Genomic DNA, 22,138 nt, shown 5'->3' on the forward strand with positions numbered 1-22,138 from the left:
CAAATTAAAATGTGTGGCATAAACGGTATATTTCGCTATGGCGTAGAAACGCCGAAAATCGATATCGAACAAATAATAGCAACTCGCGACTCAATGTATAACAGAGGGCCTGACGGCGCCGGCCTTTGGTTATCGGACTGCGGATCGGTTGGATTCGGACATCGGCGCCTGGCGATAATCGAACTCTCGGAATTGGGCGCTCAACCCATGCATACAGCGGATGGCCAGTTGTCCATCACGTTCAACGGCGAAATATATAACCACAACGAATTAAGAAGAAACCTAGAGTCGAAAGGGTTTGCTTTTCGAAGCCACAGCGATACGGAAGTGCTGCTTCATTTATACCGAGATATCGGCATCGAAATGGTTAATCAATTACGCGGCATGTTTGCATTTGCGCTATGGGACAACCGTAACAGAAAGCTGATAATCGCACGCGACCCTTACGGTATTAAACCGGTTTATTACTCAAATAGTGACGGGGTGTTTCGATTCGCCTCGCAGGTAAAAGCCCTTGTAGCAGGAAGCGGAATCGATTGTTCGATTAACCCGGCTGCATTAGTAAGTTTTTTACTCTGGGGCAGCGTATCCGAGCCATTAACGTTATATGAAAATATAAACGCATTGCCTGCAGGACATGTACTTGAAATTGATTACTTAGGCCGCCAAAGTATTCATCAATATTGGAATATCAATACTGTCATAAATACTTCTTATTCGGCCGCGTCAGCTATACCAGCGGATATAACCAAGGAATTAGCTAAGGCGGCGATTAGAGACTCTGTCAAAGCGCACATGGTTGCGGACGTACCAGTAGGCTCTTTTTTGTCAGCGGGTCTCGATTCGGCAACTATTACCGGGCTGGCTCAAGAGCTTGTCCCCGAACCGGTTAGCGCTATAACGCTGGCTTTCGAAGAGTTTAGCGGAAGGTCGCTGGACGAGGCGCCTGTCGCTAAGGAAATCGCTTCGATACTGGGCGTAAAGCATCAAGTGGTCACTTCGAGTATGTCCCATGTCGAAACCGAATTGGCAATGTTTCTTGACGCGATGGATCAACCAACTATCGATGGTATCAATACTTGGCTGGTCAGCAAAGCGGCTAAATCAAACGGGCTTAAGGTCGTGCTTTCTGGTTTAGGCGGAGATGAAATGCTTGGTGGCTATAATACATTCGAAGCAATTCCAGAAATTATAAACAAGCTATCACCCTACAATTCAAACCCTACTATTAACAACCTGTTTTTTTACATCCACGCTTTTATCGCAAAAAGCTTTAAAGGATTAAATCCAAATAATTCTGATTGTTTGAACATGGCAAGCAATATCACGTCTGCCTATCAGCTTCAGAAAGGTTTATTTATGCCTTGGGAGCTCCCAAATATCATCGATAGAGATTTATTAAAAATCGGCCTGTCGCAACTCACGAAAATCAATAGATTTGAGTCAGTAGACGACATTCAATCCGATTTCGGCAAAATTGTGGCTCTGGAATCAAAAAAATATATGCGTAACCAATTGTTACGCGATACCGACTGGATAGGAATGGCCCACTCTCTGGAAATTCGCGTACCGTTAGTAGACCATATTTTGCTCTCTAACTTGGTCGGTTCGGCCGCGACCGGGAAACTCGGGAACAAGAAAGAAATATTACCCCAATCGCTTACTGCTAAACTCGATGATCGCATCGTCAATCGGCCAAAAACCGGCTTTACCATACCGATATGGCGCTGGCTCAATCAATCGCCGGCATTTTCTTCATGGAAACGAAACAAATATCTGACTAACAAAAACATAATACCGAACAAACGCTGGGCTTATTGTGTGCTTGAACATTTTCCTGGAGCAAGTAACTATTTAAAATAAGGCTATGTTCGCGTTAGTAGTTGGCGTCGCCCCGGCATACCGAAAGGGCGCAAGTGTATTGCCGGGGCCCAGAAGCCACGGACGGCAAAGTTCAACACATCCTTGTTCCCGTCATCCCGGCAATCCATGCCGGGATGACGGCTTCGATCTCATTCAACTATTAACGCGAACATAGCCTAAAATAACCTTATCCTATTAGTGCGCCTGCACTCACACCGGCTAACGTATAACCAACTATGAGAAACATCCCGGCTCTGCCAGAGAATTAGATAGCAGCTCTATTCAAAACGCCCTACTCCCGATCTTCAATGAGAAATCCGCTGTTGTCGGATTTTGGCGTTGAATTGGTCGATATCGGTAACGACCTCGGCGGAACCAATTGCCGGGTCGCCCTCGCCTTTCAGATACAAAGCCCCCGCTCCGCCCAGCCACACCTTTAAATTGCCTTGCTGTGCGCCCGTCAGCAGCCGGTGCAAATGTTCCACAGTTATTTCCTCCGGCGGCGTTTTCACCATGCCGACCACCAACAACTCCGGCGCCAAGTGCCGCGCCGCTTCGAGTATGTCTTCCGCCGGTAAATCCGCGCCGAGGTAATAACAATTGTAGTTCTGTGCCGCGGCGACCAAACAACTGACCAAAATTCCGAATTCGTGCGGTTCGCCGCTGGGCGTCGCCAACATGATCGCCGGATTGTTGCGCGAGTGGCGGTGCAAATTGTTCACCATGCTCAACACGATGCGTTTCACGCAGGACGAGAACATGTGCTCCTGGGCGATATTGATTTTGCCTTGGTGCCACAAATTGCCGACCTTTTGCATGGCCGGCAACAAAACGTCGCGGGCGTAGTCCAACGGCTCGTTGACCAGCAGCGCTTTCTTCAACAACTGCTCGCAACGTTCGATGCGATATTCGCGCAAGGCGTCCGCGATTTGCTCCAGAAACGGCGCCGGCTCACGCCGTTGCTGAGCGGCAGATTGGTTTTGCAAGTCGTTGAGTTGCTGCCAACTCAAGCCGGCCAGCTTGCCGATAGAGTGGCCCTGCCCGGTCAGATTGACCAGCAGCGTCAACTTGTCCAGATCCTGCTGCGAATAGAAACGCCTGCCGGTGTCGTTGCGCGCCGGCGTGACGCAGGCGTAACGGCGCTCCCAGGCTCTTAACGTTTCCGGCGTCAAACCCGTTAACGATGTAATGGCTTTAATTGAGTACATTGTTCACGTTTTGTACATAATTTATTTTGACAAACATTCTACAATCTAGTAACGTAATTGCCAACAACTTATTCCACGAGCGAAACGATCATGTCTAATACAGCCGCACTATCCTTTGCTAGCGAGACAGTTACTATCGAAGATGCCGAGCCCGCCACTCTGAGCGTGCGCATGGAGCAGGCCCGCAGCCACCTAAACCGGTTGTTGCTTGATAATCAAGAGGTTAGCCCTATGCTTGCCAAGCGTTTATTAAACGAACTGCAGCGCGGCGTCGACTGTTCCGAGCTGATGATTGCCAAAAATTCGGACGAAGCCAAACGTTTGATCGACTTGTTGTACAAACAGCAAACCGTTGTACAAGCTCCTGCGACGATCATCGGTGCGGCACAAGAAGTTGTACAACCGCAAAACATTGTACAACTATTGAACCCGCACCGGCGTACAGTCAACCAGTTGTTGTACAGCTTGCATTTGCTGCCGGTGTTCCTGATCGACACAGCCAACGACATAGTTAAAAGCCTGCCGACGGAAACAGGCGGCTACGACGACTACAAGGCCGAACTGAAAGCGGCGATTCGGGAATTGAAAAACATCCGCCAACAAACCATATCGGCCAATACCGGTTTGGTAGCGTTCGTGGCCCATAAATACAAAACTAACAACCTTAGCTTCGACGATCTGATGCAGGAAGGCCTGGTCGGATTGATCAAAGCGGTTGACCGGTTCGATGCGGAGCGAGGCATCTGCTTTTCGACCTACGCTATCTATTGGATCAAACAGGCGATATCGCGCTTGATCGTCAAACAGGAAAAGATCGTGCGCTTGCCGGTGGCGTTGGCCGAAAAAGCCTCGGTGGTGTTCGAGGCCATGCGCAACTGCTATCTAAAAACCGAACGCTGGCCCAGCATCGCGGAACTCAAAGCCTGCTGCGATCTGACCGAGCAAGAAATCAAAACCATCAGCAGCTATTACCAATCCACACACTCCCTCGACGCTGCCGTCGGCGACGAAGACGACGGCCTGGATCTGATGGCCAGAATGCAACAGCACCAGTTCAGTCTGCCTCTCGATGAACTAATAGACAACGATCTCGCTCAATACGTCGACAAAGCGGTGGCGTCGTTACCGGAAAAACAAGCGGCGATTCTGGCGATGCGCTTCGGTTTGCGCGACCACACGGAAATGACCTTGCAAGCCGTTGCCGACCAACTGCATGTTACTCGAGAAAGAGTGCGGCAAATCCAGAACGAGGCCTTAAAAAAATTGAAACAACAGTTCGGCTTTGACCTTATGCTATTTCTCGAACCCAAGGATGGCTAACAATAACAATCAATGACCCAGGTCAGGCTAACACTACAAGAGGAGTGATTATGTCATCAGAAAAACACAACACCAGTAAGCAGACGCCGCAGCCGGATTGGAGGCTGGAGATCGACAAGTATTGGAAGCAGGTTTCGGAAAAAACCGGCGATTTTTTTAACGACCACAAAAGCATGTTTTCCGCCGGCAAGGTTGCCTCTGCGGTGGGAGGCACTCTGGCCGTAGTCTGGCTGGCCAGCGGCTTCTATATCGTGGACCAAGGCAACCGCGGCGTCGTCACCCGCTTCGGCGCCTATTCCGAAACTACGATGCCCGGTCCGAACTGGCACATTCCGGTTCCGTTCGAGAACGTCGCCATCGTCAACGTCGAACAACAACGCTTTATCGAAGTCGGCTACATCGACAGCAGCCGCATCAACAAATCGTCGCTGATTCCGCAGGAATCGCTGATGCTGACCGCCGACGAGAACATCATTGCCGTGCGGCTGGCGGTGCAGTACCAGATCAACAACGCCAGGGATTACCTGTTCAACGTCAAAAACAACGAAAACACGCTGAAACAACTAACCGAGAGCGTCGAGCGCGCCGTGATCGGCCGTAACAGCATGGACTTCGTCCTGACCGAGGGCCGCAGCCAGATCGTCGCCGAGATCAAAGAGCAGATCCAGGCCGGCATGGACGAATATAAAACCGGCATCAGCATTGCCAGCGTCAACCTTCAAGACGCTCAGCCGCCGGAGGAAGTGCAAGGTGCCTTCGAAGACGCCATTCGCGCCCGCGAGGATAAGCAGCGCCTGATCAACGAAGCCGAAGCCTACGCCAACGAAGTGATTCCGAAAGCCCGCGGCGCCGCGTCCCGGATTATCCAGGAAGCCGAAGCCTACGAAGCGGAAAAAATCGCCAAAGCCAAAGGCGAAACCGAACGCTTCGACCAGTTGCTGGTGGAATACGAGAAGAGCCCGGCCATCACCCGCAAACGCCTGTATCTGGAAGCCAAGGAAAAATTGTATAGCAGCACCAACAAAGTAATGCTGGAAGCGGACCAGACCAATCCGATGCTGTACATGCCTATGCCGCAGACCTTTCAACAACACGGCAGCAGCCCGGCCGCCAGCAATGACGCGGAACCGACGGTCGAACCGCACAACGCCGACAAAAACGGCATGCGTAAAACCTCCGGCAACGAATTGCGCCCAAGCAGGAGCAAACAATGAGCAGCAGAACCCAAATTTTGATTCCGGCCGGTTTATCCCTGCTGGTACTCGGTTACATGTCGGTTTTTTACGTGAAAGAACACGAAAAAGCCATCCTGTTTCGACTCGGTGAAATGGTCGAATCCGACTACAAACCGGGACTCCATTTTAAGGCCCCCATCATCAATAATGTCAGTACGTTTGATGCGCGCGTGCTGACCTTGGACGCCAAGTCCGAGCGTTTTCTTACCTCCGAAAAGAAGAACGTTATTGTCGATTCGTTCGCCAAATGGCGGATAGGTGATGTGGGCCTCTTTTACACCACGGTCGGCGGCGACGAGTTTCAAGCCAATCTGCGCCTCGACCAAATCATGAAAGACGCGATGCGTAGCGAATTCGGCGTGCGCACGATCAAGCAACTGATTTCGGAAGACCGCAACGAACTGCGCGAGACGCTGCTGGCCAAGCTGTCGCCGACCGCCCAGAAATTCGGCATCGAGCTGATCGATATCCGCATCAAACGCATCGATCTGCCGCAGGAAGTCAGTAGCTCGGTATTCCAGCGCATGCGCGCGGAACGGGAACGCGTTGCCCGCGAATTCCGTTCGCAAGGCGCGGAAAGCGCAGAGCAAATCAGCGCCGAAGCGGACAAGCAGAAACACGTAATCGTGGCCAACGCCCAGCGCGACGCCGAGAACATCCGCGGCCGCGGCGACGCCCAGTCGGCCGAGATTTATGCGAAAAGTTTCGGCAAGAATCCGGAGTTTTACGCCTTTTACCGCAGCTTGCAGGCTTATCAAACTTCGTTCGAAAAAACTCAGGATACCCTGGTGTTGAAACCGAACTCGGACTTCTTCAAGTATTTTTCCAGCGAAAAATAAGGCCGGAGCCAACCCATGAAAAAGTATTTCATTGTTCTGACTATTGTCGCTGCGGTCGGATTGATAGTTTCGGCTATCTTCAACCGCAGCATGCCGCAATACGACCCGCATTACGAGATTTCGTATTCGGACTTTATCGAAGACGTTCGCAACAAGGCGGTGGAGGAAGTGGTGATCGACGGCAATTACGTCGACGGTCGCCGCCCGAACGGCACCCGTTTCTCGACCTACAACCCCAACGACTCTCGGATGATCGACGAGTTGCTGGAATACGGCGTCAAAATCAAAGTCGAAAAACCGCAACAACCGTCGACCTTGATGCAAATCTTCATCTCCTGGGCCCCTACCCTATTGCTGATCGCCGTGCTGGTTTACTTCATGCGTAAGCAGGCCGCAGCCATGGGTGGCCGCGACGGCCAAATGGGCTTCGGTAAAAGCCGAGCCAAGTTGATGGCCGAAGACCAAATCAAAATTCGCTTCAGCGACGTTGCCGGCTGCGAAGAAGCCAAGCACGACGTGGTGGAGATGGTGGACTTCCTGCGCGATCCCGGCAAATACGAAGCCTTGGGTGGCAAGATTCCGCGCGGCGTGTTGATGGTCGGACCGCCGGGTACCGGTAAAACCCTGCTGGCCAAAGCCATAGCCGGCGAGGCAGGCGTACCATTCTTCTCCATCTCAGGTTCAGACTTCGTCGAAATGTTCGTCGGTGTCGGTGCAGCCAGGGTGCGGGACATGTTCACCGAAGCCAAAAAACGCGCACCCTGCATCATCTTTATCGACGAGATCGACGCGGTTGGCCGCCAACGCGGCGGCGCCGGCATGGGCGGCGGCAACGAGGAACGCGAACAAACCCTGAACCAGTTGCTGGTGGAAATGGACGGCTTCAGCGGCAGCGAGGGGATTATCGTCATCGCCGCCACCAACCGCTCCGACATTTTGGATAAAGCCTTGTTGCGGCCTGGCCGTTTCGACCGCCAAGTGCAAGTCGGCTTGCCTGATATCAAAGGCCGCGAGCAAATCCTCAAAGTCCACGGCGACCGCGTGCCGCTGGCCGAAGACGTCAACTTGAACGATCTCGCCCGCGGCACCCCTGGCTTTTCCGGTGCCGAGCTGGCCAATCTGATCAACGAAGGCGCCCTGTTCGCTGCACGTAACAATAAGAAAGTCGTGACGATGAACGACCTGGACAAAGCGCGCGACAAAATGATTATGGGCGCCGAAAAACGCACGATGATCATGTCCAAGGAAGACCTGTTGATGACGGCCTACCACGAAGCCGGCCATGCCATCGTCGGCCGCAAGGTGCCCGAGCACGACCCGGTTTACAAAGTTAGCATCATGCCGCGCGGCGGCGCGTTGGGTATCACGATGTTCCTGCCGGAGCGCGACCAATACAGCGCCAGCAAGGACAAACTGGAAAGCCAAATCGCCAGTTTGTTCGGCGGTCGGGTTGCCGAGGAACTGATCTACGGCAAGAACAAAGTCACCACCGGCGCCTCCAACGACATCATGCGCGCCACTCAACTAGCTCGCAACATGGTCACCAAATGGGGTTTGTCCGAGCGGCTGGGTCCGATGGATTACGGCGACAGCGAGGGCGGCTACATGGGGCCGCAAGCCAAACCGATGTCGGAAAAAATGGCGCAAACCATTGATGAAGAGATCCGGCATGTCATTGATGCCAACTACAGCCGCGCGGAAAACATCCTGAAAGAAAATATCGAGATCTTGCACAACATGGCGCAAGCCCTGATGGATTGGGAAACCATCGATAAATTCCAAATCGACGAATTGATGCAGGGCCGGATGATAGCGCCGCCGGAACCTGAGCCTGAAGCCAGCCTTGAAGCCGCCGCGGAACAGCAGGAACTGTCCGGATCCGCCGACGGCCAAATCGGTCAGGGAAGCGCACTCGCTTCTTAATAGTCCTCCTCTATGTACCCTCCGAACGCAGTACTCGCGGAGGGTATTTTTTTGCAGAGGCCAGCATTATGCAAAACCTATCGATTACATCCAAAACCTTGAATTTGTTGCAATTGATCTTGCAAGTCAATTTTAACGCTGCCGTGATCACGCTGCTGATCAGCGGGGTGGCAACGATACTCGGCAACTCGCTGTTTTTTGCCGATAACAGCGATCTATACGGGCCGCTGGCCAACAACATGCGGCTGATGATGTTTTACCTATGCCTGATCCAGGTTGCCGTCTATAGTTTCTACAAACTGGACCATCGGCCGGAGGCTTTGGCGGCGTTGGGCATATTTCTGTTGTTGTTGATCGCCGCGCTGGAGTTCTACTGCTCGATCAACCAAATCGATGTAGACGATAACTACCGCCAGCTTTTGCTTTATTCCGGACTATCGCACTTACTCTACGGCGGATGCGCGGCGCTGCGCGATCCGCAGCATCGGTCTTAAAAGTCCGGGCCGGAAGCCCGGGTTTACTCGGCGCTTTCAGTGCGCAGCCAACAAGGGGGAACCAGCAAATGCAAATCAAATTACCGTTCGATGCCAACCGGCCGGTCGCCGCGGAGGCCAGCATCGACATCGACCAGCCTTTAGACCAGGTGTTCGAGTTCGTCGGCCAGGGTTTTTTCGAAAACTATCCGAAGTGGGCGGTCGATCTGGTCGATTTCGAACCGCTGGACGGCGAGCACGTGTTTGTCGGCGCCAAAGCCAGACAGATTCGCCAAGACGGCGGCGAAGAAGTCGAATCGGTATTCGAGATCGCCGAGTACCAACCGCTGACCAAATTGGCCGTGCAAGGTCTGACCCAGCCCTATCGGCAAAGCTACCTGTTGCAGACCGAGGGCGACTGCCCGCCGACCCGGCTCACGTTCCGCTTCGAATTTCTGCAACTGGAAATTTTCATGCGGCCGTTCGAAAAACTGATCCGTTGCGCCATCGAGGAAGGTGCCGAGAATACGGTCGAGCAGATCAAGCATCTAATTTTGTTCGAATCCAATCCAACAGCCCAGACTTAGGGGAGTTTATTTATGGCTTTTGTCGTTGAAAAAGATAACGGACTGATTCCGCAAGTATTGTCGGCCATTCTCGACGAGTGCGTGAACGGCGTGACGCTCGCCGACCCCGACCTGGAAGACGCGCCGATTATTTACGCCAACAAGGCGTTCGAACGTTTGACCGGATACAGCCGCGACGAGATCATCGGCCACAACTGCCGGTTTCTGCAAGGCGCGGACCGCGACCAGGACGCGCGCTTCCAGATCGCCGACGCGATGCAGCGCCACGAAGCGGTGGAGGTCACGCTACGCAACTACCGCAAAGACGGCAGTTTATTTCACAACCGGCTGAAAATCGTACCGCTGTTCGACCGCAAACAACGGGTCATCTATTACCTGGGCGTGCAGTACGACATCACCCAGCAGGTCGACGCCGATAACGAAATCAAGAGTTTGACTAATTTGTTGAACGCCTTGCCCAAAGCATAATCCCCCAACCATCCCCGGTGACGCCATGAACGCAATCGGCACTGAAAACGGCATATTATTCAACCAAGGCCTGTTCGGCCTGGCGATTCTGGCTTTTGTGTTGTTGCTGGCCCTGGAAAAGAAACGGCCGTACCGTTTTTTTCCGCCTAAGGTCTACAAGGAGTCTATCGTCACCAACACCATGGCCTTTCTGGTCAACAATCTGATCCTGGCGGTACTCAGAGCTTCGTCCCTATTCCTGGTAGCCCAACAGTTTGCCGGCTACGGTTTGTTGAGTTCGATGCCGAACGGGCTGCTCAAGTGGTTGCTGGCGTTCGCCTGCTTCGATCTGGCGATTTACGCCTGGCACTACGCCAGCCACCAATCCGAGTATTTGTGGCGCTTCCACAAAATCCACCACAGCGACAAATCCTTCAACGTGTCCACCGGCTTTCGGTTTCACGTGTTCGACCTGCTATTGGAGATAGGCTACAAATGCTTGTTCGTAGTGGTGTTCGGCGTCGATGCCTACCTGGTGCTGTCGATAGAAATCGTCGAATTGTTTTTCATTTTCTTCCACCACGCCAATATCCGCGTACCCAACGAAGAAGCGCTGTCGCAATTCATCATCACCCCGTCGCTGCACCGCACCCACCATTCCAAGCTGCGTAGCGAGCACGACAGCAACTACGGCATAGTGTTGGCGCTGTGGGACCGCATGTTCGGTACCCGTAAAGAAATGGTTCCGGCCAATATCGGCCTGGACCTGATCGAAGCCGAAAACTTCATTCAGTTGTTTTCGCTGGCCTTCATCACCGAACGGAAAATCCGCCAGTTGCTGGGCTGGATTCCGAAAGGCAAGAAATGAGGCCGCACCGCGCGGAACCTTAACGCTAGAGTCTGCAACTGTCGGCCGCAAATATGTTGATCAAAACCTATAAGCAAATTCCGAGCAACGAGATCACCGATCCGGCAGTGTTCAGACAACGGCGGACATTGTTGAAAGCGATGGCCGCGCTCGCCATCGGCGCTGCCGGCAGCGACACCGTTGCCGCCCGTTCCCGCACCTGGCCCGACCTGCAAACCGGTAATCCACCCGTGCCCGACTTGCAGCCTACCCCGGCGGAATTGGTCGGCAATTACACCAACTATTACGAGTTCGCCTTCAACAAGGAAGACGCGACCCGTCTGGCGCAACGGCTGCGCATCGACGCGTGGTCGGTAACGATCGGCGGCGAAGTCGAAAATCCGGCCAGCTACCATCTGGAAGATTTGTTGCAACGCTGCCCGCTACGCGAATACCTGTACCGCTTCCGCTGCGTGGAAGGTTGGTCTATGGTCGTGCCCTGGGTCGGTTTTGCCTTAAGCGATTTATTGAAGCTGGCGCAGCCCTTGGCGTCGGCCAAATTCGTCAAATTCACCAGCGCCAGTCAGCCGGAGGCGATGCCGCGGTTGTGGCAACAAGCCATGCTGGCCTGGCCCTACCAAGAAGGCTTGCGTATCGACGAAGCCGGCCATCCGCTGACGATCCTGGCGGTCGGCGCTTACGGCGAAACCCTGCCCAAGCAAAACGGCGCGCCGCTGCGTTTGGTCGTGCCTTGGAAATACGGCTTCAAAAGCGCCAAAGCCATCGTCGCCATCGAGTTATGCCGGCAACCGCCGTTGACCAGTTGGAACCGCTACGCACCCGACGAATACGGCTTCTACGCCAACGTCAATCCGGCGGTACCGCATCCGCGCTGGAGCCAGGCCAGCGAGCGGCCGCTGGGCTCCGATTTTTTCACGCCGCGGCGGCCGACCGAATTGTTCAACGGCTATGGCGAACAGGTTGCCGGTTTGTACAGCGGCATGAACCTCAGGCATTTTTTCTAATGGACGCGCTGACCAGCCGGCTATGGCCCATTACCATCGCGTTTTGCGTGGCGCCGCTATTGTGGCTGCTGCTGGATATCGGTTTGAACCGACTGGGATCGAATCCGATTCAGGCCATGCATATTTATCTGGGCGACTGGTCGCTGCGTTTTTTATGCATCACGCTGGCGATCACACCGCTCCAAACCATGACTCAATGGCGCGGTATGACCGATTACCGCCAGCTATTCGGCCTGACCGCGTTTTTTTACGCCACCCTGCACCTGCTCGGCTATTTGAGTGCCGACCACGCCTGGGTCTGGCCGATTATCGGCCTCGACCTTTGGCAGAGCAGTTATCTTTGGTTCGGATTGCTGGCTTACCTGATATTGCTACTGTTGGCCGTTACCTCGCCCAAGGCCGCCAAGAAACGGCTGGGCAAAACCTGGAAAAAACTGCACCGCTATATTTATCTGGCCGCAGCCGCCGCGATCTTGCATTACTTTTGGCAGTTGAAGGGCAATCTGGCCGAGCCGTTGTTCTATCTGCTGGTGCTGGGCATGTTGTTGGGTTTCCGCGGCTTGGTTTGGTTGAAAAACCGCCGGTTCGGACTCACCGCGCCCAGCAAACCGCACGCGGCCGACCCGGACCGCGCCGACTGAGCCGCGGCAGCCGTTAGCCTTGGATTTGGAGAACAGACCATGAACCCAACCTCGATCTTAATCACCGGCGGCACCGGCTTTTTGGGCAGCGCCCTGACCCGCCGCCTGTTGGCCAAACAAGTTGCCGTGACGGTATTCGGCCGCGACGCGGAAAAGATCCGCAAACAATTCGGTCCCGGCGTCCGCGCGGCAACCCGCTTCGCCGACCTGGCCGACGCCGGCGCCTTCGACGCCGTGGTGAATCTGGCCGGTGCCGGCATCTTCGACCGTTATTGGACCGGGCCGCGCAAACAGATTTTACGCAACAGCCGCATCGAATTGACCCGGGAGCTGGTGGCCTGGATAGCGGCCGGCAACAAACCGCCGGTATTGGTCAGCGGCTCTGCCATCGGCGTTTACGGCGACCAGGGCGATAGTGTGCTCAGCGAAACCAGCCCGGCCAACGCCGATTTCGCCCAGCAATTGTGTGCCGACTGGGAGGCCGCGGCATTGGCTGCGGCGGACCACGGCAGCCGGGTCTGCCTGATCCGCACCGGTCTGGTGTTAGGCCGCGGCGGCGGTTTATTGCAACGCATGTTGCCGGCATTCCGGCTTGGCTTGGGCGGCACGCTGGGCGACGGCCGGCAATGGATGTCGTGGATTCATCTGGAAGACTGGCTTGCCGCCGCCGAAGCGATGATCGCCGATCCGACCATGAGCGGCGCCTATAACGCCACGGCGCCGGAACCTGCGACTAACCGCGAATTCAGCCAAGCCCTCGCCGAAGCCTTGGGCCGGCCGATGCTGCTACCGCTGCCGGCCGGATTGCTCAAGCTGTTGCTCGGCGAAATGTCCGCCTTGGTATTGGGCAGCCAGCGGGTGAAGCCGGAGCGCTTGTTGGCGCACGGCTTCCAGTTTCAGTATAGTCGGCTCAAACCCGCGCTCGACGCGATTTTGCACACCTCCTGATCCGAAATAATGGTAAGTCCATGTTAATCGACAGCCTGTCAGCGTTATTTGCCTTTACCTCGTTCATCCGCTGGTACGAAGCCTTGTTGGTGGCGATCGGCCTCGGCTTATTGGTGTTTTACCTGACGCCGGAACCGGACCCGGAATGGGAAGAGCGCGAACCGCCCAGCCTATATTTTTACCTGCAATGGAGCTGGTTGGGTCACCTGAAGTTAAAGGACGCCTTCTATCCGTTCTTCATTTTGTATAACGCCGTACTGTTCCTGATCGATTACCGGGTCCAGGAGGGCGAGTTCACCGTCGCCAGTTGGGTCACCATGCACATCATCATGGCGATGCCGTTGATTTACTGGACCGGTGCGGTGTGGCGCTGTTCGGATAAAACCGGTTCGCGCCACTGGGCGGTGCTGGCCCGATTGATGACGGTAGCGGCTTTTCTGGATTTATTGCTGCGTTGGGTGATTTACCGCTATTACCCCAATATATTCTTCAACTGCCAACAGATGACCATCCATTGGGGCGACTGCTGACCGAAATGAGCAAACCGCGTTACCGAACTTCCTTATTTATTTTCCGCCGCGACCTGCGCCTGGCAGATAACACCGCATTGAACGCGGCATTGCAAAGCACGCAGCGGGTGTTGGCCTGCTTCGTTTTCGATCCGCGCCAGATCGAGGCCCACCCCTACCGAAGCCAACCGGCGCTGCAATTCATGCTGGAATCGTTAAACGATTTGCAAACTCAGTGTCTGGCGCACGGCGGCCGGCTCTATCTGTTCGGCGAGCGGCCGGAAGCAGTCGTCGAACATCTACACCGGCAGCAAAGTATCGAAGCGGTATTCGTCAATCGGGATTACACGCCGTTTAGCCGCCAGCGCGACCGGGAACTGGAGTTATGTTGCGAAAAATTGGGCATCGGCTTCCACAGCCATGCCGACCTGTTGCTAAACGAGCCGGAACGGGTATTGACCGACAAAGGCTCGCCCTACCAAGTGTTTACCGCCTTTTACAAAAAAGCGGTGCAAAATCCGGTAGCCGTCCCGGATGCAGTAGCCGGCGACCGCTGGTTCAATGCTGCCGTCGACGCCGACCGGCCGGAACTGCTGCAAAATTTGATCCTGCCGCGACAGAATGCCCTGGCCGGCGGCCGGCAAGCGGCATTGCAACACTTAGCGGCATTGGCGGCATGCCGGGATTACAGCCAGACCCGCGACTTTCCGGAACTGGACGCCACCAGCCATTTGTCGCCGTATCTTAAGTTCGGCTGCTGCTCGGTACGCGAAGCCTACCAAGCCATCCAAGTTCAACTTGGGCCCGACCATGCGCTGTTGCGGCAATTGTACTGGCGCGATTTTTTCAGCCATATCGCCTACCATTTTCCGCACGTATTCGGCCATGCCTTCGACCGCCGCCTGGACGGGCTGCGCTGGCGCAATGCCCAAGACGATTTCTGGGCCTGGGCCAACGGCCAAACCGGATTTCCCATCGTCGATGCGGCGATGCGGGAACTGAACCAGACCGGCTGGATGCACAACCGGCTGCGCATGGTCGTCGCCTCGTTCCTGGTCAAAGACCTGCATGTGTCCTGGCGCTGGGGCGAACGTTACTTCGCCCAGCATCTGCTCGATTACGATCCTTGCGTCAACAACGGCAACTGGCAATGGGCAGCGTCGACCGGCTGCGACGCGCAACCGTATTTCCGGATTTTCAACCCGTGGCTGCAACAGAAAAAATTCGATCCCGACTGCCGCTACATCAAAACCTGGCTGCCGGAACTGCGACGCTATTCGGCCGCAGCGATCCACAAATGGGAAAAGTCGCCGCTGGCCGGCGATTATCCGCCGCCGCGGGTGAATCATGCCGAGCAAAGCCGCAGCATCAAAACCCAATACCAAACCTTATTGTCCAACCAACCGACCTGAACCGATGCGATTACCTGCGATACTGATATTCACTTTGCTGCTGTTGACCGGCTGCACCGGCATACCGGAAGGCTTGACCGTGGTCGACGGTTTCGAATTGCCGCGCTATTTGGGCACCTGGCACGAAATCGCCCGGCTGGACCACAGCTTCGAACGCGGCCTCAGCGACATCCGCGCCGAGTACAGCCTGCGCGAAGATGGCGGCGTCAAAGTACTGAACAGCGGTTTCGATGCCGAAACCCAGCAACGCCGCAGTGCCGAAGGCAAAGCCTACTTTATCGACGGCCCGGAACGGGGCCGATTGAAGGTGTCGTTTTTCGGCCCGTTCTACGGTGCCTACAACATCATCGCGCTGGACAAGGCTAACTACCAATATGCGATGGTCGCCGGCCCGGACCGAGACTATTTATGGATTCTGGCACGCACGCCGGATCTGGCGCAGCCGACGCTGGACAGTCTGGTTGACCAGGCCCGCAACCTGGGTTTCGCCACCGACCAATTGATTTTCGCCGCGCCCCGGCATTGACTCCAAGGACTCCCATGCACAATATTCCGGTCGGTATCAGCAGTTGCCTGTTAGGCCACGAAGTCCGTTACGACGGCGCCCACAAATACCACAGCTACATCGAGCGCACGCTGGGCCGCTATTTCGACTTCAAACCGTTCTGCCCGGAAGTCGAAGCCGGCCTGGGCATCCCCCGCCCCTGCGTACAGTTGCGGGAAACCGCCGCAGGCATCCGCTGCGTCGGCGTCAAGGACCACAGCTTCGACGTCACCGAGCGCTTGCAGGATGCGGCCGCGCGCCAGACAAGTTGGCTGGACGGCTTGTGCGGTTACATCCTGAAAAAAGACTCGCCCAGTTGCGGCATGACCCGAGTTAAGGTTTACAAACACGAGGTGCCGGTGCGCAATGGCACCGGGATTTTTGCCGGCTATCTGCAAACTGCCTTCCCCAACCTGCCGGTCGAAGAAGAAGGCCGCCTCGGCGATCCGGGTTTGCGGGAAAACTTCATCCAGCGCGTCTTCGTTTACCGGCGCTGGCGGCAACTATGCGAGGACGGCCTCAGCGCCCACGGCTTGATCAGCTTCCACAGCCGGCACAAACTGATCGCGATGAGCCACGACCAAAACCGGGCCCGCAATCTGGGCAGAATAATCGCCGGCGCCACCGATGCCCGGGTCGAGACTATCGCCGCCGAATACATAACCGAATTGATGGCCTGCCTGAAGATCGTCGCCAGCCGCGGCAACCACGTCAATGTGCTGCAACACATTCAAGGCTATTTGAAACGGGCGCTGGACAGCGACGACAAACAGGAATTGTCCGAGACCATCGAAAACTACCGCATCGGCCAGGTACCGCTGATCGTACCGTTGACGCTGCTGCGCCACCATTTCCGCCGTCAGCCCGATAGTTTCATCGACAACTCGTTTTACATGCAACCGCATCCGGCCGAATTGGCGTTGTTGAACGAGATCTGAGCGCCGTTAACGCTCCAACTCGCGGCGCTGCTTTTGATACTGGTCGTAGCCGGGCCGGCCTTCGCAATCGTCGGCCATGGCTTTTTGGCATTGCAATTGGCCGGCATTTTCGACGGCGTGGTAGGCAAAGCGCTGAGCCCAATCGGCGCTGCAAGCGGTACCGGCCAATAAGCAAACCGTCAGACTTAACACCCGAATTCCGTTCATAAGTTTCACTGCGTTGGCTTGGCGCCCGGCTCTTGTTGGAAATGAGCTTCAGAATACGGCGAAACTCGCTACAATGCTTGACCAATTCAGCTACTTTCGACGGTACATCCGATGGACATGGACACCGCGGAAAACTCCGCAAAATATGCAACCTTTATCAACCTATTAAAGGGTAGCGGCAAACTGTCGGACACCGATCTCGGTAAAGTCCGGCGCATGCAGAAATCCGCACCGGACGACTCGCTGCCGCAATTGCTGATTAAACTCGGTTTGTGCTCAGACAACGACATCGCCAACAATTTTGTGGCGGCCACCGGCATCCAACGCGCGGCGGCGGCACACTACCCGCCGCAGTCGCCGCTGCCGGACCACATTTCCCAACGTTTTCTGAAGCAACACCATGCGGTCGGTCTGACAGCGGACGAACAACAAATTGAAATCGCCGTGATGGACCCGATGGACGACTATGTCGTGCAAGCCCTGCAATTGGCCACCGGCAAGACCGTGACCTTGCAGATCGGCCAACTCGCCGAAATCGATGCGGCCTTGGAGTTGCAGTACGGCGAAGGCAAATCGCAGATGGATAAGCTACGCGACAACCTGGACGTGGAACAGGAAGGCAGCGAAGATCTGGAACATTTGAAAGACTTGGCTTCCGAAGCGCCGATCATCAAGATGGTGAACTATATCCTGCAAAAAGCGGTGGAAAGCCGCGCTTCCGACGTGCATATCGAGCCGTTCGAACAAAGCCTGAAAGTGCGGTTGCGCATCGACGGCGTGTTGCAGGACATAGATTCGCCGCCGGTCGCTTCCACTGCGGCTGTGTTGTCGCGGATCAAGATCATGGCCAAGCTCAATATCGCCGAACGCCGCCTGCCGCAGGACGGCCGCATCAAATTGCAAATGATCGGCAAAGAGCTGGATCTGCGGGTGTCGACGATTCCGACGCTGCACGGCGAAAGCGTGGTGATCCGCTTGCTGGACAAGGAAAACGCGGTACTGGATTTCGAAACGCTGGGCTTCGTCGGCAAACAGGCCGAGCGCTTCATGGAAGTTTTGGCCCAGCCGCACGGCATCCTGCTGATCACCGGCCCTACCGGCAGCGGTAAATCCACCTCGTTGTACGCCGCGCTGAAAACCCTGAACACGCCGGAACGCAAGATCATCACGGTCGAGGACCCGGTCGAATACCAACTGGAAGGCATCAACCAGATTCAAGCCAAACCGCAGATCGGCCTGACCTTCGCCTCGGCGTTGCGCTCCATCGTCCGCCAGGACCCGGACGTAATCATGATCGGCGAGATGCGCGATCTGGAAACCGCCAAGATCGCCGTGCAATCGGCGCTGACCGGCCACTTGGTGCTGTCCACCTTGCACACCAACGACGCTGCGGCCGGCGTCACCCGCTTGCAGGACATGGGCCTGGAAGAATACCTGCTCAGCTCGACCATCAACGGCATCCTGGCCCAACGCTTGGTCAGAAGGCTGTGCCCGCACTGTAAGCAGGCCCATCCGGCGGCCGATGCCGTGATCGAGGAAATGCAGTTGCGGCGCTGGCAACCCAGCGGCGACATCCGGTTCTACAAACCGGTGGGTTGCCCGGCCTGTAACGGCATCGGCTACAAAGGCCGGCTGGCGATCATCGAATTTTTGACGATGACCGACACCATCCGCAAACAAATCATGAAACACGAAGAAGCCTTCGTCATCCAGCAAACCGCGATCGAGGAAGGCATGCAGACCATGTACGAAGATGGCGTCGGTAAGGCGCTGCAAGGCACGACCACGCTGGAAGAAGTGTTGCGAGTCACCACCGAAACCTGAGTATCCGGTGCAGCGACTGGCGGACACTGCAACCGTGCCGCTTGCAGTGTCGGTCAAGTCTCGCACGAGCAGCCATAGCGACGCGAGCCTGCGTCGTGTAACCTGCACCAAACACCTTCAGCCTTTAATCGAACCCGGAGACTACCGTGGCATCGACAACCATCCACAGTTGGCACCGCATAAAATTATCCAGCCAGGAGTACCAATCCGGCGAAATCGCCGTGTTAATGGGCGCCTTCCGCGCCGCCTACGTAGCCCGGAACGGTCCGGACGGCATGGCGATGTTCGGTCATTGGACCGACGACGGCTCGTGTTATTGGGTATATACCAGCCCGAAATCGTCCAGGCATATCGCGCCGCTGCTGGCAGCCTATTCCGCCTTACGGACACCTGCCCCCGACCCACAGCAGTTATCGCTGATCTACGGCGACGAATCCGCCCGCAACTGCTTCGAAACCGGTTTCGAAGCCTGATGTGAGTCCAACTGTGGCCGCAATCGGTTTTGGTGCGGATGCTTTGCCAGTTTTGCGCTGAACATTACAGTACGCCAGCAGTTCGTGCCGGTCGAGAGCTATAACTGGACCCGGTGTTTGGTAGTTGAAGGGAAGCGGCGTATCCGGTTGATTATGAACAAAACGATCGCACCAAAACATACGCCGCCATAAAGGCGATTAACGTAATCGACCTGTCGAGTCGAGCAGAGAACATGGAGTTTACAACTGTCCGGACGATTCCGGCTGCAACGCAGAGCGGAGCTGGCCGCAAAGCTCGTTAGACCGCATCCGCTAAAGCAATCCAAAAACCTTCAATTGGCTACAAACCGGCAACTGGTTATCCGGCGCCGTGCAATCGGAAGTGCCGATCCGGTAAATCAGCACGTACACCCGGCCGTTGGCGACCACCGGCGGGATCATCCGCGACATTTTGCCCAGGCCGCCGTTATTGTCGTCGCCGGTGCGGAACAGGCGTTTCAGTTTATTGCCCGGCATGATTGAGGTCGCATCGTAGGCGATCAATTGGCCCTCGGCGAATTCTTTGTTCGCGTCGCCGAATTTGGAAAAAACCGCCCAAACCAGCGCCGAGCCGAAATCGAGCGCATGCGGAAACGCCGAGCCGGCAGCGGGCTTGCCGGAAACCATCAGCAAACCGCCGGGCATGCCGCCGGGAGAGGCTACGCCGACCGAGGCCAAATCGTCGGCTTCGGCGCGGAAGCTGGGCAATTTGCCGTCCAGCGTCGAGAAATTGTAGGCCTTCAACCGCGAGTTTTCGCCCCAAACATAGACGATGCCGCCGCTTTGGTCGCGTTGTGCCAGCGCCAAAGCATGGATGTGGTGCATCTTATTATTTTCCGGGTCGCCGCAGGGCACGAACCAGCCGTGGTCGCTGTGACCGGCGGCCGGACACGGCAGGCTGCGGTTCAGGTGTTGTGCCCTGTCCCAGTTTTCGGCGATGCCGCCGCCGTAATACGTCGCCACCAGCGGCGGCTTGGACAGCAACTGGTTGAAGCGGTCGTTTTTGCCCAGATTGAATTTATCCAACGAGTAAATGATGCCGTCCTTGGTACCTTGCAGCAGCAAACTGGAGCCCGGCACCAACATCGGCCCGGCGGCGCCGAAATCCCAATCCGCGCCGGCTGCGCCGGCGCCGGCCCGGCCGCAGGAGACTTCCGCGTTGTTGTCCTGCCACAGGCAATCCTTTGGCGCGACGCGTTCGTCCAGGAATGCCTTGTAGTAATCCACTTTCTCCAAAAGCGGCCTGGCGCCGCCGATGCTGGGTTTGAAGCGCAGCTTGATCATACTTTCCGCCAAGTCGACGTCGCCATTGTTGGAGGTACCGTTGGAGGTGGCGACGTAAATCATGTCGTCTTCGGTGACCGGTGCGCCGCCGGCGTGCCAGATACCGGCGCCCCAGGAGTTTAACGCCGTCGCGCAAAATATCGCCGCCTCCTTGGAAAACCCCGGCTGCCCCAACAGGGCGCGGGTATCGTAGGCGACGACGAAACCGTGCGGGTTTTTGCGCCCGCCCAGCAGTTTCTCGTCGTTAGCGGCAAACGCCAGCACCAAGCCGTTATTGGCCGTCAATGCCAGACCGGCTCGCAATTTAGGATAAACGTATTGTTTGGTCTGATTGTTTTCCCGGTAAACCGCGCCGGCGTCGTTGAACCAACAGCCATTACCTTCCTGCGACCGGCCGAAGATTCGCACCGGGGCGGCCTTCTGGCTGCCGTCGGCCGGATTCAACGCGTAAATCCAATAATCGCGGAAGCGGTTGTCGTTGTTTTTCTTCTGCCAGGAGGCGACATACAAGGTATTGCTGGCCGGGTCGACGATAGGCGTGGCCGATATGCCCCAGGTCGGCGTGTGCTTCCACATGTCCATGTCCTGGGAACTGATTTCCGGCCCCAGCTTGACGTTGTACAGAGTGGCATTGGTGCGGGCGTTGATACCGATGACTTCGTTCTTCATCGTCGTAACGATGATCAGGTCGTCGCCGTTGGCGGCATTTTCCAGCACCAAAGGTTGGGTTTCGACTTTGGCGTTGAAATCGTAAGTCCGCAACAAACCGAAGCGGTCCGGGTTGACGTTATCCTTGTTCAGTAAAAATTCTTGGTTGTTGGCGGCGGTGCGGAAATTGTTGCCGGCACGCTGCGTAATACTGACCGCTGCCGTCTGGGTGGCAAACATTCCGCTTAACACGGCCCCGGCGAGACTGAGCGCAAATCGTTTCATGGCGTACTCCGGCTGTGGCAAAAGTCAACTGAGCCTAGAATTTACCGAATACCGCTGTCAAGCACTTATTCAATAAGGTTTTTTCCGTATCGGTCTCGACGCTAAGGCTCTGCCGCCGAACCGCTCGCCAACAACGCCCGCATCACGCTGACCCGGCTGCCGCGGTAGCTTTCTTCGGCAATCGGTTGCCAGCCCAGATTTTGGTAAAAGGCGGCCTGATCCGGGGTAAACAAATATAAATGCCGGTGACCGGCCGCCGCGGCCTGCGCCATGACATGCCGCACCAAGCGGCTGCCGATCCCTTGCCGGCGGAATTCGGGCACGACAAACACGCTAGCCAGCCACGGCGACCATTGCGGCCGCTCGTCCATGTCGCTGGCCACGATTGCCGCCGAGCCTACCGGCTGCCCCCGCTGTTCGTACACGAAAGTGGAAGGAACCAAACCGTCTTGCAAATAGGCCTGCATCCTGGCGATGCGCATGCCCAGGTTTTCGCCGGGATTCAGATAGGCCCATTCGGCTTGGTGCCAAGCGGCGAGGGTCGGCAAATGGTGAGGTACCGCGGATAAATCGACGATGGGCATAATGGGCGTCATTGTGGGTGGATAGGCCGAATTAT

Annotated in this window: 22 protein-coding genes; 18 read left to right on the top strand and 4 right to left on the bottom strand. The window is 56.0% G+C overall.

All coding sequences use genetic code 11. The annotated features are described in order from the left end of the window. The first annotated feature begins 9 nt into the window (after positions 1–9). Entirely contained in the window at positions 10–1,863 is a 1,854-nt protein-coding gene (asnB, locus tag MKFW12EY_RS11655) for an asparagine synthase (glutamine-hydrolyzing) (RefSeq protein WP_221053039.1), read from the top strand. A 305-nt stretch (positions 1,864–2,168) separates the two neighbouring features. On the opposite strand, the gene MKFW12EY_RS11660 is transcribed toward asnB, so the two are convergent. Next, entirely contained in the window at positions 2,169–3,071 is a 903-nt protein-coding gene (locus MKFW12EY_RS11660) for a MerR family transcriptional regulator (RefSeq protein ID WP_054758826.1), read from the bottom strand. A 90-nt stretch (positions 3,072–3,161) separates the two neighbouring features. On the opposite strand from MKFW12EY_RS11660, the gene MKFW12EY_RS11665 reads away from it, so the two are divergent. From MKFW12EY_RS11665 to MKFW12EY_RS11735, 15 genes are all read left to right on the top strand, one after another. Beyond that, positions 3,162–4,391: a sigma-70 family RNA polymerase sigma factor gene (locus MKFW12EY_RS11665; RefSeq protein ID WP_221053040.1), complete on the top strand. Its 1,230-nt coding sequence runs from the start codon at positions 3,162–3,164 to the stop codon at positions 4,389–4,391. A 50-nt stretch (positions 4,392–4,441) separates the two neighbouring features. Further along, positions 4,442–5,605: an FtsH protease activity modulator HflK gene (hflK, locus tag MKFW12EY_RS11670; RefSeq protein ID WP_221053041.1), complete on the top strand. Its 1,164-nt coding sequence runs from the start codon at positions 4,442–4,444 to the stop codon at positions 5,603–5,605. Beyond that, entirely contained in the window at positions 5,602–6,465 is an 864-nt protein-coding gene (gene hflC, locus MKFW12EY_RS11675) for a protease modulator HflC (protein ID WP_054758834.1), read from the top strand. The genes hflK and hflC overlap by 4 nt, the downstream gene beginning before the upstream one ends. A 15-nt stretch (positions 6,466–6,480) precedes the next feature. Beyond that, on the top strand, positions 6,481–8,388 hold the full coding sequence (ftsH, locus tag MKFW12EY_RS11680; protein ID WP_221053042.1) for an ATP-dependent zinc metalloprotease FtsH: 1,908 nt from the start codon (positions 6,481–6,483) through the stop codon (positions 8,386–8,388). 68 nt (positions 8,389–8,456) lie between these two features. Continuing rightward, on the top strand, positions 8,457–8,882 hold the full coding sequence (locus tag MKFW12EY_RS11685; RefSeq protein ID WP_054758835.1) for a hypothetical protein: 426 nt from the start codon (positions 8,457–8,459) through the stop codon (positions 8,880–8,882). A gap of 68 nt (positions 8,883–8,950) precedes the next feature. Further along, positions 8,951–9,448 (top strand): SRPBCC family protein, encoded by a 498-nt coding sequence (locus MKFW12EY_RS11690; protein WP_054758838.1) that lies wholly within the window; start codon positions 8,951–8,953, stop codon positions 9,446–9,448. A gap of 12 nt (positions 9,449–9,460) precedes the next feature. Then, complete coding sequence (locus MKFW12EY_RS11695; protein ID WP_054758840.1) at positions 9,461–9,916, top strand: PAS domain-containing protein; 456 nt, start codon at positions 9,461–9,463, stop codon at positions 9,914–9,916. Positions 9,917–9,941: 25 nt separating this feature from the next. Beyond that, positions 9,942–10,763: a sterol desaturase family protein gene (locus MKFW12EY_RS11700; RefSeq protein WP_221053043.1), complete on the top strand. Its 822-nt coding sequence runs from the start codon at positions 9,942–9,944 to the stop codon at positions 10,761–10,763. A gap of 53 nt (positions 10,764–10,816) precedes the next feature. Beyond that, positions 10,817–11,767 (top strand): protein-methionine-sulfoxide reductase catalytic subunit MsrP, encoded by a 951-nt coding sequence (msrP, locus tag MKFW12EY_RS11705; RefSeq protein ID WP_054758843.1) that lies wholly within the window; start codon positions 10,817–10,819, stop codon positions 11,765–11,767. After that, positions 11,767–12,408: a protein-methionine-sulfoxide reductase heme-binding subunit MsrQ gene (locus tag MKFW12EY_RS11710; protein WP_054758845.1), complete on the top strand. Its 642-nt coding sequence runs from the start codon at positions 11,767–11,769 to the stop codon at positions 12,406–12,408. Before msrP ends, MKFW12EY_RS11710 begins: the two co-directional genes overlap by 1 nt. Before the next feature lie 39 nt (positions 12,409–12,447). Then, positions 12,448–13,356 (top strand): TIGR01777 family oxidoreductase, encoded by a 909-nt coding sequence (locus tag MKFW12EY_RS11715; protein WP_221053044.1) that lies wholly within the window; start codon positions 12,448–12,450, stop codon positions 13,354–13,356. A 20-nt stretch (positions 13,357–13,376) separates the two neighbouring features. Next, a complete protein-coding gene (locus MKFW12EY_RS11720) occupies positions 13,377–13,886 on the top strand; it encodes a hypothetical protein (protein WP_054758848.1) in 510 nt (169 codons plus the stop codon). A 5-nt stretch (positions 13,887–13,891) separates the two neighbouring features. Continuing rightward, positions 13,892–15,277, top strand: a complete 1,386-nt coding sequence (locus tag MKFW12EY_RS11725; RefSeq protein ID WP_221053045.1) for a cryptochrome/photolyase family protein — start codon at positions 13,892–13,894, stop codon at positions 15,275–15,277. Positions 15,278–15,281: 4 nt separating this feature from the next. After that, complete coding sequence (locus MKFW12EY_RS11730; RefSeq protein WP_064024222.1) at positions 15,282–15,803, top strand: lipocalin family protein; 522 nt, start codon at positions 15,282–15,284, stop codon at positions 15,801–15,803. A 14-nt stretch (positions 15,804–15,817) separates the two neighbouring features. Beyond that, positions 15,818–16,759: a YbgA family protein gene (locus MKFW12EY_RS11735; protein ID WP_054758850.1), complete on the top strand. Its 942-nt coding sequence runs from the start codon at positions 15,818–15,820 to the stop codon at positions 16,757–16,759. Positions 16,760–16,765: 6 nt separating this feature from the next. On the opposite strand, the gene MKFW12EY_RS11740 is transcribed toward MKFW12EY_RS11735, so the two are convergent. Further along, positions 16,766–16,966 carry a hypothetical protein gene (locus MKFW12EY_RS11740; RefSeq protein WP_054758852.1) on the bottom strand — a complete coding sequence of 67 codons (201 nt, stop codon included), beginning with the start codon at positions 16,964–16,966 and terminating at the stop codon, positions 16,766–16,768. Positions 16,967–17,077: 111 nt separating this feature from the next. Here MKFW12EY_RS11740 and gspE point away from each other — a divergent pair, with 111 nt between their 5' ends. Further along, a complete protein-coding gene (gene gspE, locus MKFW12EY_RS11745) occupies positions 17,078–18,790 on the top strand; it encodes a type II secretion system ATPase GspE (protein WP_054758854.1) in 1,713 nt (570 codons plus the stop codon). A gap of 146 nt (positions 18,791–18,936) precedes the next feature. Further along, a complete protein-coding gene (locus tag MKFW12EY_RS11750) occupies positions 18,937–19,263 on the top strand; it encodes a hypothetical protein (protein ID WP_064021731.1) in 327 nt (108 codons plus the stop codon). Positions 19,264–19,575: 312 nt separating this feature from the next. Here the strand turns inward: MKFW12EY_RS11750 and MKFW12EY_RS11755 are convergent, their stop codons facing one another. Next, the gene (locus MKFW12EY_RS11755; RefSeq protein WP_245006287.1) at positions 19,576–21,519 is read right to left on the bottom strand and encodes a hypothetical protein; all 1,944 of its coding nucleotides are present in this window, start codon (positions 21,517–21,519) and stop codon (positions 19,576–19,578) included. Between the two features lie 101 nt (positions 21,520–21,620). Beyond that, positions 21,621–22,103, bottom strand: a complete 483-nt coding sequence (locus MKFW12EY_RS11760) for a GNAT family N-acetyltransferase (protein WP_221053046.1) — start codon at positions 22,101–22,103, stop codon at positions 21,621–21,623. Positions 22,104–22,138 lie beyond the last annotated feature (35 nt).

Source organism: Methylomonas koyamae (genome assembly GCF_019669905.1).
Taxonomy (GTDB): domain Bacteria; phylum Pseudomonadota; class Gammaproteobacteria; order Methylococcales; family Methylomonadaceae; genus Methylomonas; species Methylomonas koyamae.